19 protein-coding genes are annotated in these 21,846 nt (G+C 58.6%); 15 read left to right on the forward strand and 4 right to left on the reverse strand.

Annotated features, from left to right (window positions below):
* Positions 1–159: 159 nt before the first annotated feature.
* Together tsf and rpsB are read right to left on the reverse strand one after the other, a co-directional pair.
* Positions 160–1,023: a translation elongation factor Ts gene (gene tsf / locus JOE34_RS25025; RefSeq protein ID WP_003314294.1), complete on the reverse strand. Its 864-nt coding sequence runs from the start codon at positions 1,021–1,023 to the stop codon at positions 160–162.
* A 190-nt stretch (positions 1,024–1,213) separates the two neighbouring features.
* On the reverse strand, positions 1,214–1,957 hold the full coding sequence (gene rpsB / locus JOE34_RS25030) for a 30S ribosomal protein S2 (RefSeq protein ID WP_003314293.1): 744 nt from the start codon (positions 1,955–1,957) through the stop codon (positions 1,214–1,216).
* Between the two features lie 314 nt (positions 1,958–2,271).
* Here rpsB and map point away from each other — a divergent pair, with 314 nt between their 5' ends.
* From map to JOE34_RS25050, 4 genes are all read left to right on the forward strand, one after another.
* On the forward strand, positions 2,272–3,054 hold the full coding sequence (map, locus tag JOE34_RS25035; protein ID WP_046266122.1) for a type I methionyl aminopeptidase: 783 nt from the start codon (positions 2,272–2,274) through the stop codon (positions 3,052–3,054).
* A 65-nt stretch (positions 3,055–3,119) separates the two neighbouring features.
* Complete coding sequence (locus JOE34_RS25040) at positions 3,120–5,816, forward strand: [protein-PII] uridylyltransferase (protein ID WP_032658445.1); 2,697 nt, start codon at positions 3,120–3,122, stop codon at positions 5,814–5,816.
* 51 nt (positions 5,817–5,867) lie between these two features.
* On the forward strand, positions 5,868–7,061 hold the full coding sequence (gene dapC, locus JOE34_RS25045; RefSeq protein WP_004418696.1) for a succinyldiaminopimelate transaminase: 1,194 nt from the start codon (positions 5,868–5,870) through the stop codon (positions 7,059–7,061).
* Positions 7,062–7,192: 131 nt separating this feature from the next.
* On the forward strand, positions 7,193–8,041 hold the full coding sequence (locus tag JOE34_RS25050) for a matrixin family metalloprotease (RefSeq protein ID WP_003391100.1): 849 nt from the start codon (positions 7,193–7,195) through the stop codon (positions 8,039–8,041).
* 91 nt (positions 8,042–8,132) lie between these two features.
* Here JOE34_RS25050 and JOE34_RS25055 read toward each other — a convergent pair whose 3' ends face one another.
* Positions 8,133–8,363, reverse strand: a complete 231-nt coding sequence (locus tag JOE34_RS25055; RefSeq protein WP_003314288.1) for a hypothetical protein — start codon at positions 8,361–8,363, stop codon at positions 8,133–8,135.
* Between the two features lie 232 nt (positions 8,364–8,595).
* Between JOE34_RS25055 and JOE34_RS25060 the strand changes: the two genes are divergently transcribed.
* Genes JOE34_RS25060 through JOE34_RS25075 form a run of 4 tightly spaced genes read left to right on the forward strand, consistent with a single transcriptional unit; the run spans position 8,596 to position 11,694 of the window.
* A complete protein-coding gene (locus JOE34_RS25060; protein WP_003314287.1) occupies positions 8,596–8,943 on the forward strand; it encodes an ArsC family reductase in 348 nt (115 codons plus the stop codon).
* 47 nt (positions 8,944–8,990) lie between these two features.
* Positions 8,991–10,025 (forward strand): 2,3,4,5-tetrahydropyridine-2,6-dicarboxylate N-succinyltransferase, encoded by a 1,035-nt coding sequence (dapD, locus tag JOE34_RS25065; RefSeq protein ID WP_003339600.1) that lies wholly within the window; start codon positions 8,991–8,993, stop codon positions 10,023–10,025.
* A 59-nt stretch (positions 10,026–10,084) separates the two neighbouring features.
* Entirely contained in the window at positions 10,085–11,290 is a 1,206-nt protein-coding gene (locus JOE34_RS25070; RefSeq protein ID WP_004418700.1) for a cysteine desulfurase, read from the forward strand.
* Complete coding sequence (locus JOE34_RS25075; protein ID WP_003314282.1) at positions 11,287–11,694, forward strand: SufE family protein; 408 nt, start codon at positions 11,287–11,289, stop codon at positions 11,692–11,694. The genes JOE34_RS25070 and JOE34_RS25075 overlap by 4 nt, the downstream gene beginning before the upstream one ends.
* Here the strand turns inward: JOE34_RS25075 and tcdA are convergent.
* Entirely contained in the window at positions 11,685–12,515 is an 831-nt protein-coding gene (gene tcdA / locus JOE34_RS25080) for a tRNA cyclic N6-threonylcarbamoyladenosine(37) synthase TcdA (RefSeq protein ID WP_209996785.1), read from the reverse strand. The two genes, JOE34_RS25075 and tcdA, sit on opposite strands and share 10 nt — an antisense overlap.
* A gap of 301 nt (positions 12,516–12,816) precedes the next feature.
* Here tcdA and JOE34_RS25085 point away from each other — a divergent pair, with 301 nt between their 5' ends.
* The 7 genes from JOE34_RS25085 (at position 12,817) to JOE34_RS25115 (ending at position 21,819) form a co-directional block, all read left to right on the forward strand.
* Positions 12,817–15,312 carry a glycosyltransferase gene (locus tag JOE34_RS25085; RefSeq protein WP_209996787.1) on the forward strand — a complete coding sequence of 832 codons (2,496 nt, stop codon included), beginning with the start codon at positions 12,817–12,819 and terminating at the stop codon, positions 15,310–15,312.
* A 99-nt stretch (positions 15,313–15,411) separates the two neighbouring features.
* Positions 15,412–16,563, forward strand: a complete 1,152-nt coding sequence (gene dapE / locus JOE34_RS25090; RefSeq protein WP_003339604.1) for a succinyl-diaminopimelate desuccinylase — start codon at positions 15,412–15,414, stop codon at positions 16,561–16,563.
* Positions 16,563–17,372, forward strand: a complete 810-nt coding sequence (locus JOE34_RS25095) for a putative RNA methyltransferase (protein WP_003391116.1) — start codon at positions 16,563–16,565, stop codon at positions 17,370–17,372. The genes dapE and JOE34_RS25095 overlap by 1 nt, the downstream gene beginning before the upstream one ends.
* Positions 17,373–17,391: 19 nt before the next feature.
* Positions 17,392–17,769, forward strand: a complete 378-nt coding sequence (locus JOE34_RS25100; protein WP_003306646.1) for a hypothetical protein — start codon at positions 17,392–17,394, stop codon at positions 17,767–17,769.
* Between the two features lie 192 nt (positions 17,770–17,961).
* Positions 17,962–20,463: a glycerol-3-phosphate 1-O-acyltransferase PlsB gene (gene plsB / locus JOE34_RS25105; RefSeq protein WP_003391119.1), complete on the forward strand. Its 2,502-nt coding sequence runs from the start codon at positions 17,962–17,964 to the stop codon at positions 20,461–20,463.
* A gap of 111 nt (positions 20,464–20,574) precedes the next feature.
* A complete protein-coding gene (locus JOE34_RS25110; RefSeq protein WP_004418703.1) occupies positions 20,575–20,925 on the forward strand; it encodes a YbaY family lipoprotein in 351 nt (116 codons plus the stop codon).
* Positions 20,926–21,129: 204 nt separating this feature from the next.
* Positions 21,130–21,819: a DUF4197 domain-containing protein gene (locus JOE34_RS25115; protein WP_003391124.1), complete on the forward strand. Its 690-nt coding sequence runs from the start codon at positions 21,130–21,132 to the stop codon at positions 21,817–21,819.
* The last annotated feature ends 27 nt before the right edge of the window (positions 21,820–21,846 follow it).

Consider the following 21,846-nt stretch of genomic DNA (forward strand, 5'->3'; position numbering starts at 1 on the left):
ATTTCAAGCCTGCGCTTACTTTAGCTTGACGCTATGCGCGCGTCGGGAGAATGCAGCCTTGTGAGCACAATCTCCAAGGAAAATTTCCTTTTCTCTTTCGACAAAGAGGCCGCACGCGTGAGCGGGCAGCCTCTTTGGGGCGACAGTTGAAAAACCGTCTTACTGCTTGGCGGCAGCCAGTTGAGCAGCCACTTCGTCAGCGAAGTTATCAACTGGCTTCTCGATGCCTTCGCCTACTTTGAAGTAGGTGAAGGAAACGATTTCAGCGCCGGCTTTCTTGGCCAGATCACCGACCTTGACTTCCGGGTTCTTGACGAAGGCTTGCTCGACCAGGCTGGCTTCTGCCAGGAACTTGGTGATACGACCGCCAACCATCTTCTCAACGATTTCAGCTGGCTTGCCTTTGATCTTGTCTTCGTTCAATTGCAGGAAGACGTTCTTCTCGCGCTCGATCGCTTCGGCAGAAACTTCCGAAGGGAACAGGAACTCGGGGTTGCTTGCCGCTACGTGCATGGCGATATCTTTGGCCAGTTCGACGTTGCCACCCTTGAGGGTAACAACCACGCCGATCTTGTTGCCGTGCAGGTAAGTCCCTACCACGTCACCTTCGATACGCTTCAGGCGACGGATGTTGACGTTTTCGCCAACCTTGCCGACCAGTACCAGACGTGCATCTTCCTGAGCTTCGATCAACGGAGCGACATCAGTCAGCTTGTCAGCGAAGGCTTTTTCGACGCTTGCAGCAACGAAAGCCTTGAAGTCGTCTTGCAGGGCCAGGAAGTCGGTCTGCGAGTTGACTTCGATGATGACAGCGGCTTTGCCGTCGTCCTTGATGGCGATAGCGCCTTCAGCAGCCACGTTACCTGCTTTCTTGGCGGCCTTGATGGCGCCGGAAGCACGCATATCGTCGATTGCTTTTTCGATGTCGCCGCCAGCCTTGGTCAAGGCCTTTTTGCAATCCATCATGCCTTCGCCGGTACGCTCGCGCAGTTCTTTGACCAACGCTGCAGTAATCTCTGCCATTTCAAAATCCTCTTGGATAGGTCTTCAACCATTCCACCCGGCAGGCCGGGCGTGCAATTCTTGAAAAATCAGGGTGGCAGCAACACATGACAGAGAGGTCATGGTTACAGACCGACAAATCATTTCCTAGGTGGCAAAAAGGGGGCTAAGCCCCCTTTTCGCGTACTGAGTAAACGCCAGGCGTTTGTACTCAGCCTTCTACAGCGGCTGCAGCTGGAGCTTCTTCGACGAAAACGTCGGTGCCGCCAGCAACATTGTTACGACCACGGATAACAGCATCAGCCATCGAACCCATGTACAGCTGGATGGCGCGGATTGCGTCATCGTTGCCCGGGATGATGTAGTCAACGCCTTCCGGGCTGCTGTTGGTATCAACGACGCCGATAACCGGGATGCCCAGCTTGTTGGCTTCGGTGATCGCGATGCGCTCGTGATCAACGTCGATAACGAACAGAGCGTCTGGCAGACCGCCCATGTCCTTGATACCACCCAGGCTGCGATCCAGCTTTTCCAGATCACGGGTACGCATCAGGGCTTCTTTCTTGGTCAGCTTGGCGAAAGTACCGTCTTCAGCCTGTACTTCCAGCTCGCGCAGACGTTTGATCGACTGACGGATGGTCTTGAAGTTGGTCAGCATGCCGCCCAACCAGCGATGGTCGACGTACGGCGAACCGCAACGTGCTGCTTCTTCAGCAACGATCTTGCCAGCGGAACGCTTGGTGCCGACGAACAGAATCTTGTTTTTGCCCGAAGCCAGGCGCTCAACAAAAGTCAGCGCTTCGTTGAACATAGGCAGGGTTTTTTCAAGGTTGATGATGTGAATCTTGTTGCGCGCGCCGAAAATGTATTTACCCATTTTCGGATTCCAGTAACGGGTCTGGTGACCGAAGTGGCAACCAGCCTTCAGCATATCGCGCATATTGACTTGGGACATAAATAGTTCCTTGATAAGTCGGGTTAGGCCTCCACGTATCCCAATGACCAACCAATGGCATCTGCCAAGGGCACCCAGGTCATCGTGTCGACACGTGTGTGGGTTTGTGCTTCCAAGGACGGACCTTGGAAAGCGGCGCATTTTATATCACAAAAGGGAAGAGAACGGAACTCCCATCAAGTGCTTGTTTTGCGGCGACTTTGCAGCTTCACGGACAGCCTATAGAAGGAAGCGATGATTACCCGGCACCGGTGGTCTGATAGAATTGCGCCTTTGCGCACCCACCGCGTGCCTGCCACGCCGAGAGAATTCGTATGACCATCACCCTCAAAACCCCGGAAGACATCGAAAAGATGCGCATCGCCGGTCGCCTGGCCGCCGATGTTCTGGAAATGATAGCGCCGCACGTCAAGCCCGGTGTGACCACCGAAGAGCTGGACCGCCTCTGCCACGACTATATCGTCAACGAACAGAAGGCGATCCCGGCCCCGCTGAACTACAAGGGCTTCCCAAAATCGATCTGCACCTCGATCAACCAGGTGGTCTGCCACGGCATCCCGAGCGACAAGAAGCTGAAGGACGGCGACTCGCTGAATATCGACGTCACCGTCATCAAGGACGGCTACCATGGCGACACCAGCCGGATGTTCCATGTCGGCACCGTTCCGGTATGGGCCGAGCGCCTGTCGAAGGTGACTCAGGAGTGCCTGTACAAGGCCATCGAAATCGTCAAACCCGGCACTCGCCTGGGTGACATCGGTGCCGTCATCCAGAAACACGCTGAAAAGAACGGTTTCTCCGTGGTTCGCGAGTTCTGCGGTCATGGCATCGGCAAGGTGTTTCATGAAGAGCCACAGGTCATGCACTTTGGCGAGACCGGAACCGGTATCGAGCTGCAGGAAGGCATGACCTTCACCATCGAACCGATGATCAACCAGGGTCGCCCTGAGACCAAGATTCTCGGCGATGGCTGGACGGCGATCACCAAGGACCGCAAGCTCTCGGCGCAATGGGAGCACACGCTGCTGGTGACCGCCGACGGTTACGAAATCTTCACCTTGCGCAGCGATGACACCATTGCCCAAAAAGCTCCCTGACCCGATCATGCCCGGCTGAACGCCCGCCCGTCACTTGCACAGCCCGACACGAGGTATACTGTTCAATGCCGCAAGTAGATCCAGACTTGTTCGATCGTGGCCAGTTCCAGGCCGAACTGGCCTTGAAAGCCAGCCCCATCGCTGCGTTCAAGAAGGCCATCCGCAGAGCGAGAGATGTCCTTGATGAGCGCTTCAGGTCGGGCCGTGACATTCGACGACTGATCGAGGACCGGGCATGGTTTGTCGATAACATCCTGCAAAAGGCCTGGGATCAGTTCGAATGGAGTGAAGACGCCGACATCGCGCTTCTGGCAGTGGGTGGCTACGGGCGCGGCGAGCTGCATCCTTACTCGGACATCGATCTGCTGATCCTGCTGGACAGCGACGACCACGAAGTTTTCCGCGAACCCATCGAGCGGTTTCTGACGCTGCTGTGGGACATCGGCCTGGAAGTCGGGCAAAGCGTACGCTCGGTCAACGAATGCGCACAGGAAGGCCGCGCCGACCTGACCGTCATCACCAATCTGATGGAAAGCCGCACCATCGCCGGCCCCGAGCGCCTGCGCCAGCGCATGCTGGAGGTCACCAGCACCGAGCATATGTGGCCGAGCAAGGAGTTCTTCCTCGCCAAGCACGCGGAGCAGAAAAAACGCCACCACAAGTACAACGACACCGAATACAACCTGGAACCCAACGTCAAGGGTTCTCCGGGCGGCCTGCGCGATATTCAGACCATTCTCTGGGTCGCGCGACGTCAGTACGGCACGCTTAACCTGCATGCGCTGGCAGGCGAAGGCTTCCTGCTGGGCAGCGAAAACGCCCTGCTCGCCTCCTCCCAGGAGTTTTTGTGGAAGGTGCGTTATGCGTTGCACATGCTGGCCGGGCGCTCAGAGGACCGGCTTCTGTTCGATTATCAGGTGCGCATCGCCGGATTGCTGGGCTATGAAGACAATGATGCCAAACTGGCCATAGAGCGCTTCATGCAGAAGTACTACCGAGTGGTCATGAGCATCGCCGAACTCAGCGATCTGATCATCCAGCATTTCGAAGAAGTGATTCTTTCCGACGACAGCGGTATACCACAGCCGATCAATTCACGCTTTCAACTGCACGACGGCTATATAGAAGCCACCCATCCGCACGTCTTCAAGCGCACCCCGTTTGCCATGATCGAAATCTTCGTGCTCATGGCCCAGCACCCGGAGATAAAAGGTGTGCGCGCCGACACCATTCGCCTGCTGCGTGAACATCGGCATCTGATCAACGACGAGTTCCGCAACGATATTCGCAACACCAGCCTGTTCATCGAGCTGTTCAAGTGCGAAATAGGCATTCATCGCAACCTGCGCCGAATGAATCGCTACGGCATTCTCGGCCTGTACCTGCCGGAGTTCGGCCATATCGTTGGCCAGATGCAGCATGACCTGTTTCACATCTATACGGTCGATGCGCACACGCTGAATCTGATCAAGCACCTGCGCAAGCTGCAGTACACCGAAGTGTCCGAGAAATTTCCGCTGGCCAGCAAGATCATGGGCCGCCTGCCCAAGCCGGAGCTGATCTACCTGGCCGGGCTTTATCACGACATCGGCAAGGGTCGTGGCGGTGATCACTCGGAGCTCGGCGCCGTCGACGCGCAGGCCTTCGGTACGCGCCATCATCTGCCTGCCTGGGACACCCGACTCATCGTATGGCTGGTGAGCAACCACCTGGTGATGTCGACCACCGCACAGCGCAAGGATCTCTCCGACCCGCAGGTCATCCACGACTTTGCTCAGTTCGTGGGCGACGAAGTGCATCTGGACTACCTGTATGTACTGACTGTCGCCGACATCAACGCGACCAACCCGACGCTCTGGAACTCATGGCGTGCCAGCCTGCTGCGCCAGCTGTACACCGAGACCAAGCGAGCCTTGCGCCGCGGCCTGGAAAACCCGGTCGACCGCGAAGAACAGATTCGTCGCACACAGACTGCCGCGCTGGATATTCTGGTACGCAACGGCACCGATCCTGATGACGTCGAGCAACTCTGGTCAGCACTGGGCGACGATTACTTCCTGCGTCACACCGCAGGCGACGTGGCCTGGCATAGCGATGCAATCCTGCAGCAACCGGCCGACGGCGGTCCGCTGGTGCTGATCAAGGAGACCACGCAGCGTGAATTCGAGGGCGGCACGCAGATCTTCATTTACGCCCCGGATCAGCATGACTTCTTCGCGGTGACCGTGGCGGCGATGGACCAGTTGAACCTGAACATTCACGACGCGCGCATTATCACTTCCAGCAGCAAATTCACACTCGACACCTACATCGTCCTCGACCATGAGGGTGGTTCGATCGGCAATAATCCGGAGCGCATTCAGGACATCCGCGAAGGCCTGACCGAAGCCCTGCGCAACCCGGATGATTACCCGACAATAATCAAGCGCCGCGTGCCGCGTCAGCTCAAGCACTTTGCCTTCGCCCCGCAAGTCACCATCCACAACGACGCCCAGCGCCCAGTGACGGTACTCGAGTTGCTGGCACCGGATCGTCCCGGGCTGCTGGCGCGCGTCGGCAAGATCTTCCTGGAGTTCGACCTGTCCCTGCAGAACGCCAAGATTGCAACGCTGGGCGAACGCGTGGAAGACGTGTTCTTCATCACCGACGCCAACAATCACCCGCTGTCCGATCCACAATTGTGCCGCCAGTTGCAGGATGCAATCGTCAAGCAACTGAGTGTCAACTCAGAGCAAGGCGGCGATTTGCGGATCAGCATATGAACATTCGCTCCTACGAATCGACTCAACGCAGCTCATTGAGGAACACGTTCCATGAATAACGCCATGCAACTGCTTCAGCCTTACCCTTTCGAGAAGCTGCGCGCTCTGCTGGCCGGCGTAACGCCCAACCCGGAAAAGCGTCCGGTAGCGCTGTCGATTGGCGAGCCTAAGCACCGCTCCCCCGATTTCGTCGCCAAGGCGCTGGCAGACAATCTCGATCAGATGGCGGTTTACCCGACCACGCTGGGTATTCCGGCACTGCGCGAAGCCATTGCCGGCTGGTGCAGCCGTCGATTCGGCGTACCACAGGGCTGGATCGATCCGGCGCGCAATGTACTACCGGTCAACGGCACACGCGAAGCGCTGTTCGCCTTCACCCAGACCGTGGTCAATCGCAGCGATGACGGCCTGGTGATCAGCCCGAATCCGTTCTACCAGATCTATGAAGGCGCTGCGTTTCTGGCCGGAGCCCATCCACACTACCTGCCATGCCTGAGCGAGAACGGTTTCAATCCCGATTTCGATGCCGTCAGCCCGGACATCTGGAAGCGTTGTCAGATCCTCTTTCTGTGCTCGCCGGGCAACCCTACCGGGGCACTGATTCCGGTTGAAACCCTGAAAAAGCTCATTGCCCTGGCCGACGAACATGACTTCGTCATTGCTGCGGACGAGTGCTACAGCGAGCTGTACTTCGACGAACAAACCCCGCCGCCGGGCCTGCTCAGTGCCTGCGTCGAGCTGGGCCGCAAGGATTTCAAACGCTGCGTGGTCTTCCACAGCCTGTCCAAACGCTCCAATCTGCCGGGCCTGCGCTCCGGTTTTGTGGCGGGTGACGCGGAGATCCTCAAGGCCTTCCTGTTGTATCGGACTTATCACGGCTGCGCCATGCCGGTTCAGACTCAACTGGCCAGCATCGCGGCCTGGAATGATGAGGAGCACGTACGCGCCAACCGTGATCTGTACCGCGAAAAATTCGCTGCGGTGCTCGACATCCTGAGCCCGGTGCTCGACGTTCAGCGCCCGGACGGTGGTTTTTACCTGTGGCCGAATGTCGGTACCGATGACGCTGCATTTTGCCGCGATCTGTTCGTCGATCAGCATGTCACCGCAGTACCGGGCTCGTACCTTTCCCGCGAAGTGGATGGCGTCAACCCTGGCGCAGGCCGGGTGCGTCTGGCGCTCGTGGCACCGCTGGCGGAATGCATCGAAGCGGCCGAACGTATCCGCGCCTTCCTGAGCAAGTAAAAGCCAAACCCAAAAAGATTGCCCCGCCGCATGCAACGTGCGGCGGGGTAATTAGTTACCACCTCCAGCCCCCTGCGTGAACGTACTCTCAACCTTCATTTTTCATGCTTCCAGACACGAAGCGAACAACCATGAAGGCCAATCTCATGCCCGCATCCACTGCTCCAAAAGGCGTAAAACTGCCCGCATCCTGCTGCATGCGCAGCGCTGGAAATCACCAGGCTTCGTATGAAGCGGCGATTCGCGAAAACCCCGCTAACGCGGAAACCACCCCTGCTTACCAATCGGAAACCGGCAACAACACCGGCCAGTCAAGGCACCAGGCGCGCCTGCTGGTTTCGTTCAGCAAATACTGGGCTCGCGGGCGGACCCTGAAAGTTCTTTTCCTCAAGAACCCTCCAGCCACCCTCACAGCGCCCATCGTAGAAGCGGCAAGCAAATGGCTGCCTCATATAAATCTGAAATTCGAGTTCGTTACGGACGGGGCAAGCGATATCAGAATCGGCTTCAATGAACACCTGAACTGGAGCGCCATAGGCACCGATACCCTGCTGGCCGAGCCTGACGAGTCGACCATGGAGTTCAACCTCAAAGAGCTGTACACGGCGGATCTGAAACCCATGCCGGAACTGACGCGCATCGTGCTGCATGAATTCGGTCACGCCTTGGGCGCGGTTCACGAGCATCAGCATCCGCAGGCAAACATCCCCTGGAACGAACCGCTCGTGCGCTCACTGCTTTCGCAAACCGGATTGAGTGACGAAGAGATCAACACCAATTTTTTCGACAGGTACGAGGCCGCCGACTTCCACCACTCGGCTTACGACCGTGACTCGATCATGCATTTCGATATCCCCAACGGCCTGACCCTCGGTGACTTCGAGATCATCAATGTGGGCAAGACGCTCAGCAGCAATGACATCGCCGTGATGGGCGCTATCTATGCGGACCGTGGCAACTCGAAATTTGAAACGCACTGACGGAAAGCGTCCGGGCACGTGCTGATCATGCGGCAATCAACAGCGCCATACGTTTCCAACGTGTGGCGTGACCGCCCGAAAAAAGTGCTGATTACTCTCGGGTTCGCAGCTTTTCCGCCACCCAGCCGACCGCCCAACTGACCGGATCATGGGACTGCATGGGCAACAACGGCTTTCCTTCGCGGGCAGCCAGGCGGCCCTGGGCTTCAGCTTCACCGTGAATCCAGAGGGTACTCTGCTTGAATCCCTCGGCACGCTGACGCTCCCTGTAATAACGTTGCCGTACAAGCGCTTCCTGACGCTTCTTCTCTTGCTCAGACATAACGCACCCAAACTTCAAATGACGGGTAATAATTGCGCGCAGCAGCCAGCGACTCAAGCGTGAGCGGGTGAAGTTTTCTTAATGATGGTTAGCCTTATTATCTAATTTTCGTTCAGCCACCGTACTGGCGCTGTCACGACACTGAACGGACTGACGTGGCATAATAGCCGGCTAAATTGCGAGGAGAGGACGTGGGGAGTATCGAGCAAGATCAGCCACCCCACCTTAAACAATGACTTACACTCTATTTGGCATCAAAGCCTGCGACACGATGAAGAAGGCTCGTACCTGGCTCGACGAGCATTCGGCGAGCTACGAATTTCACGACTACAAGACCCAGGGCATCGACCGCGAGCACCTCGAGCAGTGGTGCAATGAACACGGATGGCAGGTTGTGCTGAACCGCGCAGGCACGACCTTTCGCAAGCTCGAAGACGGACAAAAGGCCGATCTCGACCAGGCGAAAGCCATAGAACTGATGCTCGCGCAGCCGTCCATGATCAAGCGTCCAGTGCTTGATCTGGGCGATAAAACCCTGATCGGCTTCAAGCCTGACCTGTATGCAGCGGCTTTACAGTAAGCCAGAGCGCTACTGAAAGCCCCTTGATAAAGCCACGAGGTATTTACATGTCCACCACCCTGTTCAGCCTGGCCTTCGGCGTCGGCACCCAAAATCGTCAAGGCGCATGGCTTGAAGTATTTTATGCTCAGCCTCTGATCAATCCTTCTGCGGAACTGGTCGCGGCTATCGCACCGGTTCTGGGTTACACCGGCGGCAACCAGGCAATCACCTTCAATGTCGACCTGGCCTACAAGCTGGCCGAAGCGGCCAAATCCGTGGACGCGACTCAAGCCGCACTGCTGACTCGTCTGGCCGAAAGCCAGAAGCCGCTGGTCGCGACCCTGCTGGCTGAAGACGCCACACTGACGTCGACTCCCGAGGCGTACCTCAAGCTGCATCTGCTTTCACACCGCCTGGTCAAGCCGCACGGTCTTAACCTGGCAGGTATCTTCCCTCTGCTGCCAAACGTGGCCTGGACCAGCCAGGGCGCGGTCGACCTGGTCGAACTGGCCGAGCGTCAGCTCGAAGCACGCCTCAAGGGCGAGCTGCTGGAAGTATTCTCGGTCGACAAATTCCCGAAGATGACCGATTACGTTGTGCCGAGCGGCGTTCGTATCGCTGACAGCGCTCGCGTGCGTCTGGGCGCCTATATCGGTGAAGGCACGACCGTCATGCACGAAGGCTTCGTCAACTTCAATGGCGGTACCGAAGGCCCGGGCATGATCGAAGGCCGCGTTTCCGCTGGCGTATTCGTCGGCAAGGGCTCGGATCTGGGCGGCGGCTGCTCGACCATGGGTACGCTGTCCGGCGGTGGCAACATCATCATCAAGGTCGGTGAAGGCTGCCTGATCGGCGCCAACGCCGGCATTGGCATCCCGCTGGGTGATCGCAACACCGTGGAGTCGGGCCTGTACGTGACCGCGGGTACCAAGGTCGCGCTGCTCGACGAAAACAATGAGCTGGTCAAGATCGTCAAGGCCCGCGAGCTGGCGGGTCAGACCGACCTGCTGTTCCGTCGCAACTCTCAGACCGGCGCAGTGGAATGCAAAACCCACAAGTCGGCCGTCGAGTTGAACGAAGCACTGCACGCTCATAACTGATGCTGTGTGCGGGTTCAAGGCTGACGACTTTGAACCCGCCTCCACACGCTGGACGAACAATGCCCCTCTTCTCTCCCTGGCGCGGCGACTTCCCCGCCATCGCTGCGCTGCAACGGCAAGGCCAGACCTATCTGGACAACGCCGCCACGACGCAAAAGCCTCAGGCACTCCTCGACGCCCTGACTCATTACTACGCCAACGGTGCCGCCAATGTGCATCGCGCCCAGCATCTGCCCGGCGCACACGCCACTCAAGCGTTCGAGGCCAGCCGTGGCAAGGTCGCCCGCTGGCTGAATGCCGGCGAGAACGGCCAGATCATCTTCACCCACGGCGCAACGTCTGCGCTGAACCTGCTGGCCTACGGGCTGGAACATGAATTCGCGGCGGGCGACGAGATCGCCATCAGCGCGCTGGAACATCACGCCAATCTGCTGCCATGGCAGCAACTGGCTCAGCGTCGGGGCCTGAAACTGGTGGTTCTGCCGCTGGACATCGACGGCGTGATCGACTGCGACGCGGCAGCCAGCCTGATCGGACCGCGCACACGCCTGCTCGCAGTCACCCAGCTCTCCAACGTGCTCGGCACCTGGCAACCCCTTGCCCGCCTCATCGCCCTGGCCAAGAGCCAAGGCGCACTCACCGTCGTGGACGGCTCGCAGGGCGTGGTGCACGGACGCCATGATGTGCAGGCGCTGGGCTGCGATTTTTATGTGTTTTCCAGCCACAAACTGTATGGCCCGGAAGGACTCGGCGTGCTCTACGGACGCAACGAGGCGCTGCCCAGCCTCGCGCATTGGCAGTTCGGCGGCGAGATGGTGCTGACAGCCGATTATCAGCACGCGAAATTTCGTCCGGCACCACTGGGTTTCGAGGCGGGCACCCCGCCCATTGCCAGTGTGATCGGTCTGGGCGCTACCCTGAGTTACCTGGACAGTCTCGACCATCAGGCGGTTGCAGAACATGAAGCCAGACTGCACCGTCGCCTGCTCGAGGGCCTGCAGCAGCGGGACGGCATTCAAGTTCTGGGCTCGCCGGATCTGGCACTGGTCAGCTTCGTCGTCAATGGCGTTCACAATGCTGATGTGGCCCACCTGCTGACCGAGCAGGGCATTGCCGTACGCGCCGGCCATCACTGCGCGATGCCGCTGTTCAAGACCCTTGGCCTGCCCGGCGCGATTCGCGTGTCACTGGCGCTGTACAACGATTCGGACGATCTGCTGCAGTTCTTCAGCGCACTGGATCAGGCACTGGAGCTGCTTCGATGAGCCTGCCCCCGCTGGCGCAAACTGCACTCGACAGCTTTTCCCGGCCGCAAGGCTGGGAACAGCGCGCACGCCTGCTGATGCAATGGGGTGATCAACTTGCGCCGCTGAGTGACGAAGAAAGGACCGACGACAATCTGGTACACGGTTGTGAAAGCAAGGTCTGGCTGACCGGCGAAGTCAGCGACGACGCCTGGCTGTTTCGGGCTGGCAGCGACGCGCGACTGATTCGCGGCCTGGTGGCGCTGCTGCTGGCGCGTGTCAACGGCCTGTCGGAACGGGAGCTGGCAGCCGTGGATTTACCTGACTGGTTCCATCAGTTGGGCCTCGCCCGCCAGCTCTCACCCTCGCGCAGCAACGGCCTGAATGCCGTACTGCAGAAGATGCGCCAGCTGACTCAAGCCTGATCGGGCGTCGCAGCCGCTGGCTTGACCCGCTCCGAAGGCCGTCGCGTGCCCGCCACCAGTTTGTCCACCGCACGGGTGGCGGCAACCATGCCAAAGGTTGCGGTCACCATCATCACTGCACCGAAACCACCGGCGCAATCGAGCTTTACGCCCTCGCCGACGAATTTCTTTTCCAGACAAATGCTGCCATCCGGCTTGGGGTAGCGCAGTTGTTCAGTAGAAAACACGCAAGGCACGCTGTAGTGACGGTTAGGCGTGCGTGAAAAGCCATAATCCCGACGCAGGGTCGAACGCACCTTGGAGGCCAGCGGGTCATTGAAGGTGCGGTTCAAGTCGGCGATCTGAATCAGGGTCGGATCGATCTGCCCGCCCGCCCCGCCGGTGGTGACCATCTGAATCTTGCGCCGCTTGCACCAGGAAATCAGCGCAGCCTTGGCGTTGACGCTGTCGATACAGTCGATCACGAAGTCCATGTCCGGGGTAATGCACTCGGCCATGGTGTCGCGGGTCACGAAATCAGACACCGCGTGCACGATGCAATCGGGGTTGATCGCGCGGATACGCTCAGCCATTACCTCGACCTTCGGCCGACCGACCGTGCTGTCCAGTGCATGCAACTGGCGGTTGCTGTTACTGACACAGACATCGTCCATGTCGAACAGCGAAATCTCACCCACGCCACTGCGCGCCACTGCTTCCGCAGCCCAGGAGCCCACGCCGCCGATACCGACCACGGCCACATGAGCCGCGCGCAGGCGTGCCAGCCCCTCGACGCCATAAAGACGGGCGATGCCAGCGAAACGTGGATCTTCTGCGCTCATGACCAATACCTCAAAAACCGGCGCGCATTATAGGGGTTTGTCGACGACAAGACACCTGACTTGTTCCCGGCAGGCAAGGTCCTTATCCGTTGACGATCTGACCCAGAGATTCAAGGGAAGTAAAAAATAATGATGTTAGAACGCGATCAACGCTGACTGCTTAAATGCCATTCCGTTTTTGGAAACGCCCGAGGAAAAGAGTCTAAGCATTGCAAACGGCAATGAACGAAGGCGACTAAGGTTAACCAACGCGAAGGGAACTCGCGGCACCAGCGCAACAAGCATGGAGCACGTTTCCGACATGGATGAATATTCAAACAAGGCAGGCACGTGGCTGAAAAACCTGTTCAAAACCAGGTTCAACTATCCGCCCAACTGGCCTGCAATGATCTCTGGCGTGGCCTACGCCCCTTTTCGACCGGGCCAAAGCCCCTACAAACAGATTTTTCCGACGCGTGATCAGATAAGAGAAGACCTGCTGCTACTTCGAAGCATGACACGGAATATAAGAACTTACTCGGTGGAAGGGACATTGATGCATATCCCCGAACTCGCCGAAGCACTGGGCATGAATGTCACGCTTGGCGTGTGGATAACAGAGGATGAAACGCACAATATCGAGGAAATAAATGCAGGGATCGAACTCGCCAACCGTTACTCCAGCGTGCAACGCCTGGTCTTGGGAAATGAAGTCCTGTTTCGTGATGATGTTCCCATCGACCTGCTTATTCTCTATCTGCAGACCGCACGACGCGCCGTCAATGTGCCTGTTTCGACCTCCGAGATATGGACACAATGGTACGAGACGCCGGAACTCGTCAGGCATGTCGACTTCATTGCCGCCCATATTTTGCCTTTCTGGGAAGGCGTTTCAGCGCTGGACGCGACCGCGATCACTCTGGCACACGCGAACGAACTGAGAACGAGATTCCCCGACACCCCCCTCATACTTTCCGAGATTGGCTGGCCGAGCAAGGCCATCGCCAAGAGGCGGATGACGACCTCTGACGCAGAGCACTCGATATACCTGCGCAACCAGATTCCATTACTGGATCAGCACGGCCATGACTATTTCGTTATAGAAGCCTTCGATCAGCACTGGAAGACTGAAGAAGGTCTGCCCGGGCCTAATTGGGGTTTGTTCGATGCAAAGCGCAGATTAAAACTGCACATCAACGGCCCGGTAAAAATGCCGGTCAACATGCTCTCGGAAATACTCAGGCTTATCACCCGCCTTAAACCGGAGTCTTGGCCTACAGGCGCCTTGATAATCGTGCTGGCTTATTGCGTATTGTCAGGGTTCGGCATGCACTACTCACAGCCACTGCCCGCCTGGCTCGCGCTGCCTGTCGCCTTTATCTGGGCTGCCAGCGTGCTGACTTACATGGGTATCGAAACGCACGAATTCCTCGAAGCCTGCTGGGGACCGGACACCCCACGGTCTTTCCGCCCCGTCCATCGTCCTGTTGGTCCCGCCCCGAAAGTTTCCCTGCATGTTCCGTGCTGCAACGAACCTCCGGATATGGTGAAACGGACTCTTGACTCGTTGCAAAAGCTGGACTACCCGGACTTCGAGGTGCTGGTCATCGACAACAATACTCAGGACCCGGCCATCTGGAAGCCTATCGAGCGATACTGTCAGCAGCTCGGCCCTCGGTTCCAGTTTTTTCATGTCAGTCCACTTCCCGGATTCAAAGCGGGTGCACTCAACTATCTCCTGAGACATACCGCTGAAGACGCAGAAGTAGTGGCAGTCATCGACGCTGATTACTGCGTCCATCGACAGTGGCTCAAACATATGGTGCCCCACTTCGCGGACCCGAAGGTTGCAGTCATTCAATCGCCGCAGGATTATCGAGACGGTCACGAAAGCCTGTTCAAGTGTTGCTGTCAGGCCGAGTACCAAGGTTTTTTTAACATCGGCATGGTGATCCGTAACGATCACGATGCAATTATCCAGCACGGCACCATGACACTGATCCGCCGATCAGCACTGGACCGACTGGGCTGGGCGGAATGGTGCATATGCGAAGACGCCGAACTTGGCCTGCGTATGCTGGAAAGTGGTTTCTCCACTGGTTACGCCGCTATCAGCTATGGCAAAGGGCTGACTCCCGATACGTTCATGGACTTCAAGAAACAACGATATCGCTGGGCATATGGAGCTATGCAGATCGTCAAGCGACACGCCGGAAGCCTGATTGCAGGAAACTGCCCGTCCCTGAGCGCGATGCAACGCTACCATTTCATCGCGGGGTGGATGCCGTGGGTGGCAGAAGGAATGAATTATCTGTTAACGCTGGCTGCGTTGGCCTGGTCGATGGCAATGATCCTTAAGCCCGAGACTTTCGGGCCGCTGCCATGGATATTTTCCACGTCGTTGATACTGATGTTTGCCCTGCGCTCGTTAAAGATGATTGTGCTCTACCGGCAGTTGGTCAGCACACACACCAAAGAGGCACTGGCGGCGATACTGGCCGGCATGGCGCTTTATCCGACCTTGGGCAAGGCAGTGCTGGCGGGGCTTTTCACCTCGGCAATGCCTTTCTACATAACGCCCAAACATACCTCTGCAAACCGGATCGGACAAAACCTGCTCGATGTAAGGGAAGAACTGTCTACCTTGGCGATCTCCTGGATCGCGATTGTGCTTTTGCTCACAGGCAGGGCATCCATCGATACGAATTCCGGTTTCTGGATAACCATGCTGTTCGCACAATCTATCCCTTATCTGGCAGCCATAACCATGGCCGTCCTGTCGGCACGCGCAACCCGCCCCGCCCCATCCACAACCTGACCTATCCACAGCGCACAATAAACGACGGCCTCAGGTCGTCGTTTTGCTTTAAGATATCCGCCTTTTCGCGCCCAAAGTCTTGCTACCGGAGTTCTGTACATGACGGCCCCAGCCGACCTCTCGCCCACCCTCCAACTCGCCTGCGATCTGATCCGCCGTCCGTCAGTGACGCCGGTCGATGCCGATTGCCAGACCGTGATGATGCAGCGCCTGGGCGATGCCGGCTTCAAGCTGGAGCCGATGCGCATCGAAGACGTCGACAACTTCTGGGCCACCCACGGCACCACCGACGGCCCGGTACTGTGTTTCGCCGGTCATACCGACGTGGTTCCGACCGGGCCGCTGCAGAATTGGCAGAACGACCCGTTCGATGCGTTGATCGACGAGCACGGCATGCTTTGCGGGCGTGGCGCGGCAGACATGAAAGGCAGTCTGGCGGCCATGCTGGTGGCGGCCGAACGCTTTGTCGCCGATCACCCTGATCACAAGGGCTCGGTGGCATTCCTGATCACCAGCGACGAAGAAGGCCCGGCGCATCACGGCACCAAAGCCGTGGTCGAGCGCCTCGCAGCACGCAAGGAACGTCTGGACTGGTGCATCGTCGGCGAACCGTCGAGCACCACGCTGGTCGGCGATGTGGTCAAGAACGGTCGGCGCGGTTCGCTGGGGGCCACGCTGACGGTGCGCGGCAAGCAGGGCCATGTGGCTTACCCGCATCTGGCGAAGAACCCGATTCACCTGGCCGCTCCGGCCTTGGCCGAACTGGCCGCCGAGCACTGGGACCACGGCAACGATTTCTTCCCGCCGACCAGCTTCCAGATCTCCAACCTGAACGCCGGAACCGGCGCCACCAACGTCATCCCCGGCGATCTGGTGGCGGTCTTCAACTTCCGTTTTTCCACCGAGTCGACCGTCGAAGGCCTGCAACAGCGCGTGGCCGATATCCTCGACAGGCATGAACTCGACTGGCACGTGGACTGGGCATTGTCCGGCCTGCCGTTCCTCACCGAGCCGGGCGCGTTGCTGGACGCCGTGTCCTCCAGCATCAAAAGCGTAACGGGCCGTGAGACTAAAGCCTCGACCAGCGGCGGAACCTCCGATGGTCGTTTCATCGCCACCCTCGGCACCCAAGTGGTCGAACTGGGGCCGGTCAACGCAACGATCCATCAGGTCAACGAACGTATTCTGGCCAGCGACCTCGATGTGCTGACCGAGATCTACTACCAGACTCTGGTCAAGTTGCTCGCCTGATGCTGACCTGCCCGATCTGCTCAGCGCCGCTCAGCACTGCCGACAACGGCGTGGTGTGCCCGGCCAATCACCGTTTCGACCGAGCCCGTCAGGGCTATCTGAACCTGTTGCCGGTGCAGCACAAGAACAGCCGCGACCCTGGCGACAATCAGGCCATGGTCGAGGCGCGACGCGACTTTCTCAATGCCGGGCACTACGCTCCGGTAGCCCGGCGTCTGGCTGAACTGGCCGCCGAGCGATCCCCGGCGCGCTGGCTGGACATCGGCTGTGGCGAAGGTTATTACACCGCGCAGATTGCCGAAGCCTTGCCCCATGCCGATGGCTATGCGCTGGACATCTCCCGCGAAGCGGTCAAGCGCGCCTGCCGTCGTGACCCGACGCTGACCTGGATGGTCGCCAGCATGGCACGTGTGCCACTTCCGGATGCCAGTTGCCAGTTTCTGGCCAGTGTGTTCAGCCCGCTGGACTGGCAGGAAGCCAAGCGCTTGCTGACCCCGGGCGGCGGACTGATGCGGGTCGGCCCGACCAATGAGCATCTGATGGAACTGCGTCAGAGGCTCTATGATGAAGTGCGCGATTACGCCGACGACAAGCACCTGTCGCTGGTGCCGCAAGGCATGCAGCTGCAACACAGCGAAACCCTGCGCTATACGCTGAAGCTGATCGACGGCCAGTCCCGCGCCGATCTGCTGGCCATGACACCTCACGGCTGGCGCGCCAGCGCCGAACGTCGGGCAGCGGTCATCGAGCAACCAGGACCTTTCAAGGTCACCGTTTCCATGCGCTACGATTATTTCGTACTGCAATAAGCATTCAACAGAGGCCCCCATGCGCCAACCCGATATCGAGATTTACCTGAAAGACGAAGACGTCGATCACAAGGCAATCGCCCAGTGGCTCGGCGACGCGCTGGGCTCCTGCAGCGACTGGAAGCAGAAAGGCCAGACCTGGAAATGCACAGCGGGCACTGTAGCCGTGACCTGGTTGCCCAGAGCAGTCGGCAAATGGAACAGCCTGCATCTGGACAGCGATCAGACCCCGTGGGAAGACGACATCGCCTGCGCACGCGCCGCATTCAAGGCCTTGAACGTCGAAGTACGTTGCGCCCCGGGCACCTGGGTTGAAGAAGAAAGCGACGAAACTGCTGACCGCTGGATACGCGTCAGTGCCGACGGTGAGGAAGAGATTACCTGGCGAACCGCGTAAGACTTTTCGCCGCGACGTTCCTGACGCGACGTTCCTGATACGTGCCGTCGTCAGGTGAGCATGGCTCGGCAAGCGGTCATTCGGACTTGATCCGTTCAGCGGGCACACCGGCGCTTTTGCCGATCGCTTCGGGATACGTCACACTGGCGCCCATCCAGGGCAGCCGCCCGCCCCTCACTCAGCAGAAGCCGTATGACCCGCTCTCCATTCCGTCGTCTTGTGTTCGGCACCCTGCGCCGGTTGTTGTATCTCTGGGTTCGCTCGGAAACCATCAATCAATCGTCTTTTACGCTGAATCTGGACCGCAGTCGCCCGGTGTTCTATGCACTGCAATCGCCTTCAATCAGCGATTTGGCAGTGATCGATACAGAATGCCGTAAAGCCGGTCTACCTCGTCCGGTTCTGTCGGTAGCGGTTGGCAACCTGATCGAGCCCGCCGCATTCTTTTACCTGACCCCCTCCCCCGACTGGCTCGGTCGCCAGGACAAGCGTGGTGCGCCCCCGACGCTGGAGCGTGTGGTCGCAGCCGTCAGCCAGAACCCCGGCGAAGACGCGCAGATCATCCCGGTCAGCGTGTTCTGGGGCCAGTCACCTGACCGCGAATCCAGTGCCTGGAAGCTGCTGTTTGCCGACAGCTGGGCGGTGACCGGCCGGTTGCGCCGTCTGGTCAGCATTCTGATTCTGGGCCGCAAGACCCGCGTGCAGTTTTCCGCGCCCATTCACATGCGCGAACTGGTGGGTGAAAACAAAGGTTACGAGCTGACGCTGCGCATGACCCAACGTCTGCTGCGCGTGCACTTTCGCAACCTGAAAAGCGCCGTGATCGGCCCGGACGTGTCGCACCGGCGCACGGTGGTCAAAGGTCTGCTGGACGAACCGCTGGTCAAGCAGGCGATCATTGAAGAGGCCGAGCGTGAACACATCACCCAGGAAAAGGCCCGGGAACGGGCGCTGAGCTACGGCAACGAGATCGCCTCGGACTACACCTATTCGGTGATCCGTTTCATGGAGGTGGTGCTCAGTTGGTTCTGGAACAAGATCTACGACGGCATCAAGGTCAGCCACATCGAAGGCGTTCAGGAAGTCGCACCGGGACATGAGGTCATTTATGTGCCTTGCCACCGAAGCCATATCGATTATCTGCTGCTGTCTTACCTGCTATTTCGCAACGGCCTCACGCCGCCGCACATCGCCGCCGGCATCAACCTGAATATGCCTGTGGTCGGCGGCCTGCTGCGACGTGGTGGGGCATTTTTCATGCGCCGCACGTTCAAGGGTAACCCGCTATATACGGCGGTGTTCACCGAGTACCTGCACACGCTGTTCATCAAGGGCTTTCCGGTCGAATACTTTGTCGAAGGCGGCCGTTCACGCACCGGGCGCATGCTACAACCGAAAACCGGCATGCTCGCCATCACCCTGCGCAGCTTCCTGCGCAACTCGCGGATGCCCATCGTCTTTATCCCGGTGTACATCGGCTACGAGCGTGTTCTGGAAGGCCGTACTTACCTGGGCGAACTGCGCGGCGCAACCAAGAAGAAAGAGTCGATCTTCGATATCTTCAAAGTCATCGGCGCGCTGAAGCAGCGTTTCGGTCAGGTCTCGGTGAACTTCGGTGCGCCGATCAAACTGGCCGAGTTTCTCGATGGCGAACAACCGGACTGGCGCGAACAGCAGCTGGACCCGCAATTTCGCCCCGAATGGCTGAGCGAGACCACGCACCGCCTGGGTGAGCGTGTGGCCCAGCATCTGAACGAAGCCGCCGCCGTCAACCCGATGAACCTGGTTGCCGTGGCGTTATTGTCGACGCAAAGACTGGCGCTGGACGATCAGGCCATGGAGCGGGTTCTCGACCTTTACCTGACCTTGCTACGCGCCGTTCCGTACTCCCCGCACACGACACTGCCGGAAGGTGATGGCCGTTCGCTGATCGAGCATGTCAAAGGCATGGACCTGCTCGCCGAACAAAAAGACGCGCTGGGCAAAATTCTGTACCTGAACGAACAGAATGCGGTGTTGATGACCTACTACCGCAACAACGTCCTGCACATCTTCGCCCTGCCCTCGCTGCTGGCGAGCTTTTTCCAGAGCTCGTCGCGCATGACCCGCGAACAGATCCTGCGCTACACACGTGCGCTGTACCCATTCCTGCAATCGGAACTGTTCATTCGCTGGCCGCTGAACGAGCTGGATGAAGTGGTCGATCAATGGCTGGCTGCGTTCGTGGAACAAGGCCTGTTGCGCTTCAAAAAGGACGCCTACGTGCGCCCGGAGCCCAGCTCGCGCGAGTTCGTCTTGCTTACGCTGTTGTCCCGCGCCATCGCTCAGACGCTGCAGCGCTTCTACATGGCGATTGCCTTGTTGCTCAACAGCGGGCAGAACACGCTGAGCCCCGAGCAGCTCGAGGACCTGTGCACGGTCATGGCTCAGCGCCTGTCGATTCTGCATGGCCTCAATGCGCCGGAGTTCTTCGACAAGAGCCTGTTCCGGCACTTCATCCAGACCCTGCTGGACCTGGGTGTGCTGCGCAAGGACAGTGCCGGCAAGCTGAGCTATCACCCGATGCTGGGAGAACTGGCGGAAGGTGCGGCCAAGCGAGTATTGCCTGCCGAAATCCGTCTTTCGATACGGCAAGTGGCCTTGCACAGCAATGAAGAGGAGCAGGATGTGGGAAGCGATCAAGAGAAAACGTAGGGCTTTTCCGTAACCTGGCAGGGATCTTTAGACAGCTGTTTTCTGCTCTCTGGCCCCTGCTAGGGTTTGGTCTGTACCAATGACTGGTACTTATCAAATAAGGAAATTGAAATGTCCAGCGAACCCCTAGTACGCCTTCAGGGTGAAGTTTATTACCTGCCACGCATCGCGTTGCCAACTGGCTGCAAGCTGATTGTTGCGCTGAATGACATCAGCCTTGCTGACGCACCGGCCCATGTGATTGATGTCAGCGAAACAGAGATTACTCACCAGGTGCCGCTGCCGTTTGAACTGGGCTATGCCGCAGATCGCTACCCCGTGCAGGGCCACAGCTACTCCCTGTCGGCACGAATCGAACACAACGGCACTCTGGTATGGATCAACGATACCGTTCACTCGGTCGAGCTGACCAACGAAGACCAGAAAGGCCTGCTGATCAAGGTCATTCAAGCAGCCGGCTGATCCGTTCAGCGCTGATTGCTCCCTTCAACGATGCGCCTCGGCGCGCCGTTGTCGTTTCACAAGGCTTCCTCCCCCTCGACATCGATTGACGTCCATCGCTCACAGGTGCAAGTGCCTGTCGCGACTTCCTGATACGCTTGATCACGCACCGCACCATTATCGATCCGGGTTCAGGTCAGAACCCACTTCAACAAGGACGCTCTCATGCCTCGTTTTTCGTTCACCCTGGCCGGCCTGTGCGCAGGCCTTCTGCTGTCGGCCAACGTCTTCGCTCTATCGCTGGGCGACCTCTCGCAATCAGACGCGACCGGTGGGCTCAAGGATGCCTTGACTCAAGGCGCACAGGTCGCCGTCAAACAACTCGGCGTTCCCGGCGGTTTCAGCAAAAATGAAGAGGTGCGTATCGAGCTGCCGGGCAAACTCGGCCAGATCGCGAAAAAGATGAAAATGCTCGGCATGGGCGCTCAAGTCGATCAGCTGGAAACCAGCATGAACCAGGCCGCCGAAGCCGCCGTGCCTCAAGCTCAGGCACTGCTTGTAGATGCAGTGAAAAAGATGAGCGTAACCGACGCCAAGGCCATTCTCAGCGGCGGCAAGGACTCGGCCACCCAGTACCTGAGCAGCACCAGCCGCGAGCAGATACGCGCCAAGTTCCTGCCTATCGTCAAGAAGTCCACCGATCAGGTCGGTCTGGCGCAGAAGTACAACGCCTTTGCCGGCAAGGCGGCGGCGCTTGGCGCGCTTGACAGCAAAAGTGCAAATCTTGAAGGCTACGTGACCGAACAGGCGCTGAACGGGCTGTTCGAAATGATCGCCAAACAGGAAGAAAGCATTCGCGCCAACCCTGCTGCTGCAGCTACGGGCCTGGCGAAGAAGGTCTTTGGCGCGCTTTGAGTGCGGTGTTTGCGCCTGTATTCACAG

This window comes from Pseudomonas sp. PvP028 (genome assembly GCF_017832255.1).
Classification (GTDB): domain Bacteria; phylum Pseudomonadota; class Gammaproteobacteria; order Pseudomonadales; family Pseudomonadaceae; genus Aquipseudomonas; species Aquipseudomonas syringae.

Bases quoted from the DNA above. Each gene is read 5' to 3' on its own strand.
- tsf (WP_003314294.1), bottom strand. From the start codon at position 1,023: ATGGCAGAGATTACTGCAGCGTTGGTCAAAGAACTGCGCGAGCGTACC.
- rpsB (WP_003314293.1), bottom strand. From the start codon at position 1,957: ATGTCCCAAGTCAATATGCGCGATATGCTGAAGGCTGGTTGCCACTTC.
- map (WP_046266122.1), top strand. From the start codon at position 2,272: ATGACCATCACCCTCAAAACCCCGGAAGACATCGAAAAGATGCGCATC.
- JOE34_RS25040 (WP_032658445.1), top strand. From the start codon at position 3,120: ATGCCGCAAGTAGATCCAGACTTGTTCGATCGTGGCCAGTTCCAGGCC.
- dapC (WP_004418696.1), top strand. From the start codon at position 5,868: ATGAATAACGCCATGCAACTGCTTCAGCCTTACCCTTTCGAGAAGCTG.
- JOE34_RS25050 (WP_003391100.1), top strand. From the start codon at position 7,193: ATGAAGGCCAATCTCATGCCCGCATCCACTGCTCCAAAAGGCGTAAAA.
- JOE34_RS25055 (WP_003314288.1), bottom strand. From the start codon at position 8,363: ATGTCTGAGCAAGAGAAGAAGCGTCAGGAAGCGCTTGTACGGCAACGT.
- JOE34_RS25060 (WP_003314287.1), top strand. From the start codon at position 8,596: ATGACTTACACTCTATTTGGCATCAAAGCCTGCGACACGATGAAGAAG.
- dapD (WP_003339600.1), top strand. From the start codon at position 8,991: ATGTCCACCACCCTGTTCAGCCTGGCCTTCGGCGTCGGCACCCAAAAT.
- JOE34_RS25070 (WP_004418700.1), top strand. From the start codon at position 10,085: ATGCCCCTCTTCTCTCCCTGGCGCGGCGACTTCCCCGCCATCGCTGCG.
- JOE34_RS25075 (WP_003314282.1), top strand. From the start codon at position 11,287: ATGAGCCTGCCCCCGCTGGCGCAAACTGCACTCGACAGCTTTTCCCGG.
- tcdA (WP_209996785.1), bottom strand. From the start codon at position 12,515: ATGAGCGCAGAAGATCCACGTTTCGCTGGCATCGCCCGTCTTTATGGC.
- JOE34_RS25085 (WP_209996787.1), top strand. From the start codon at position 12,817: ATGGATGAATATTCAAACAAGGCAGGCACGTGGCTGAAAAACCTGTTC.
- dapE (WP_003339604.1), top strand. From the start codon at position 15,412: ATGACGGCCCCAGCCGACCTCTCGCCCACCCTCCAACTCGCCTGCGAT.
- JOE34_RS25095 (WP_003391116.1), top strand. From the start codon at position 16,563: ATGCTGACCTGCCCGATCTGCTCAGCGCCGCTCAGCACTGCCGACAAC.
- JOE34_RS25100 (WP_003306646.1), top strand. From the start codon at position 17,392: ATGCGCCAACCCGATATCGAGATTTACCTGAAAGACGAAGACGTCGAT.
- plsB (WP_003391119.1), top strand. From the start codon at position 17,962: ATGACCCGCTCTCCATTCCGTCGTCTTGTGTTCGGCACCCTGCGCCGG.
- JOE34_RS25110 (WP_004418703.1), top strand. From the start codon at position 20,575: ATGTCCAGCGAACCCCTAGTACGCCTTCAGGGTGAAGTTTATTACCTG.
- JOE34_RS25115 (WP_003391124.1), top strand. From the start codon at position 21,130: ATGCCTCGTTTTTCGTTCACCCTGGCCGGCCTGTGCGCAGGCCTTCTG.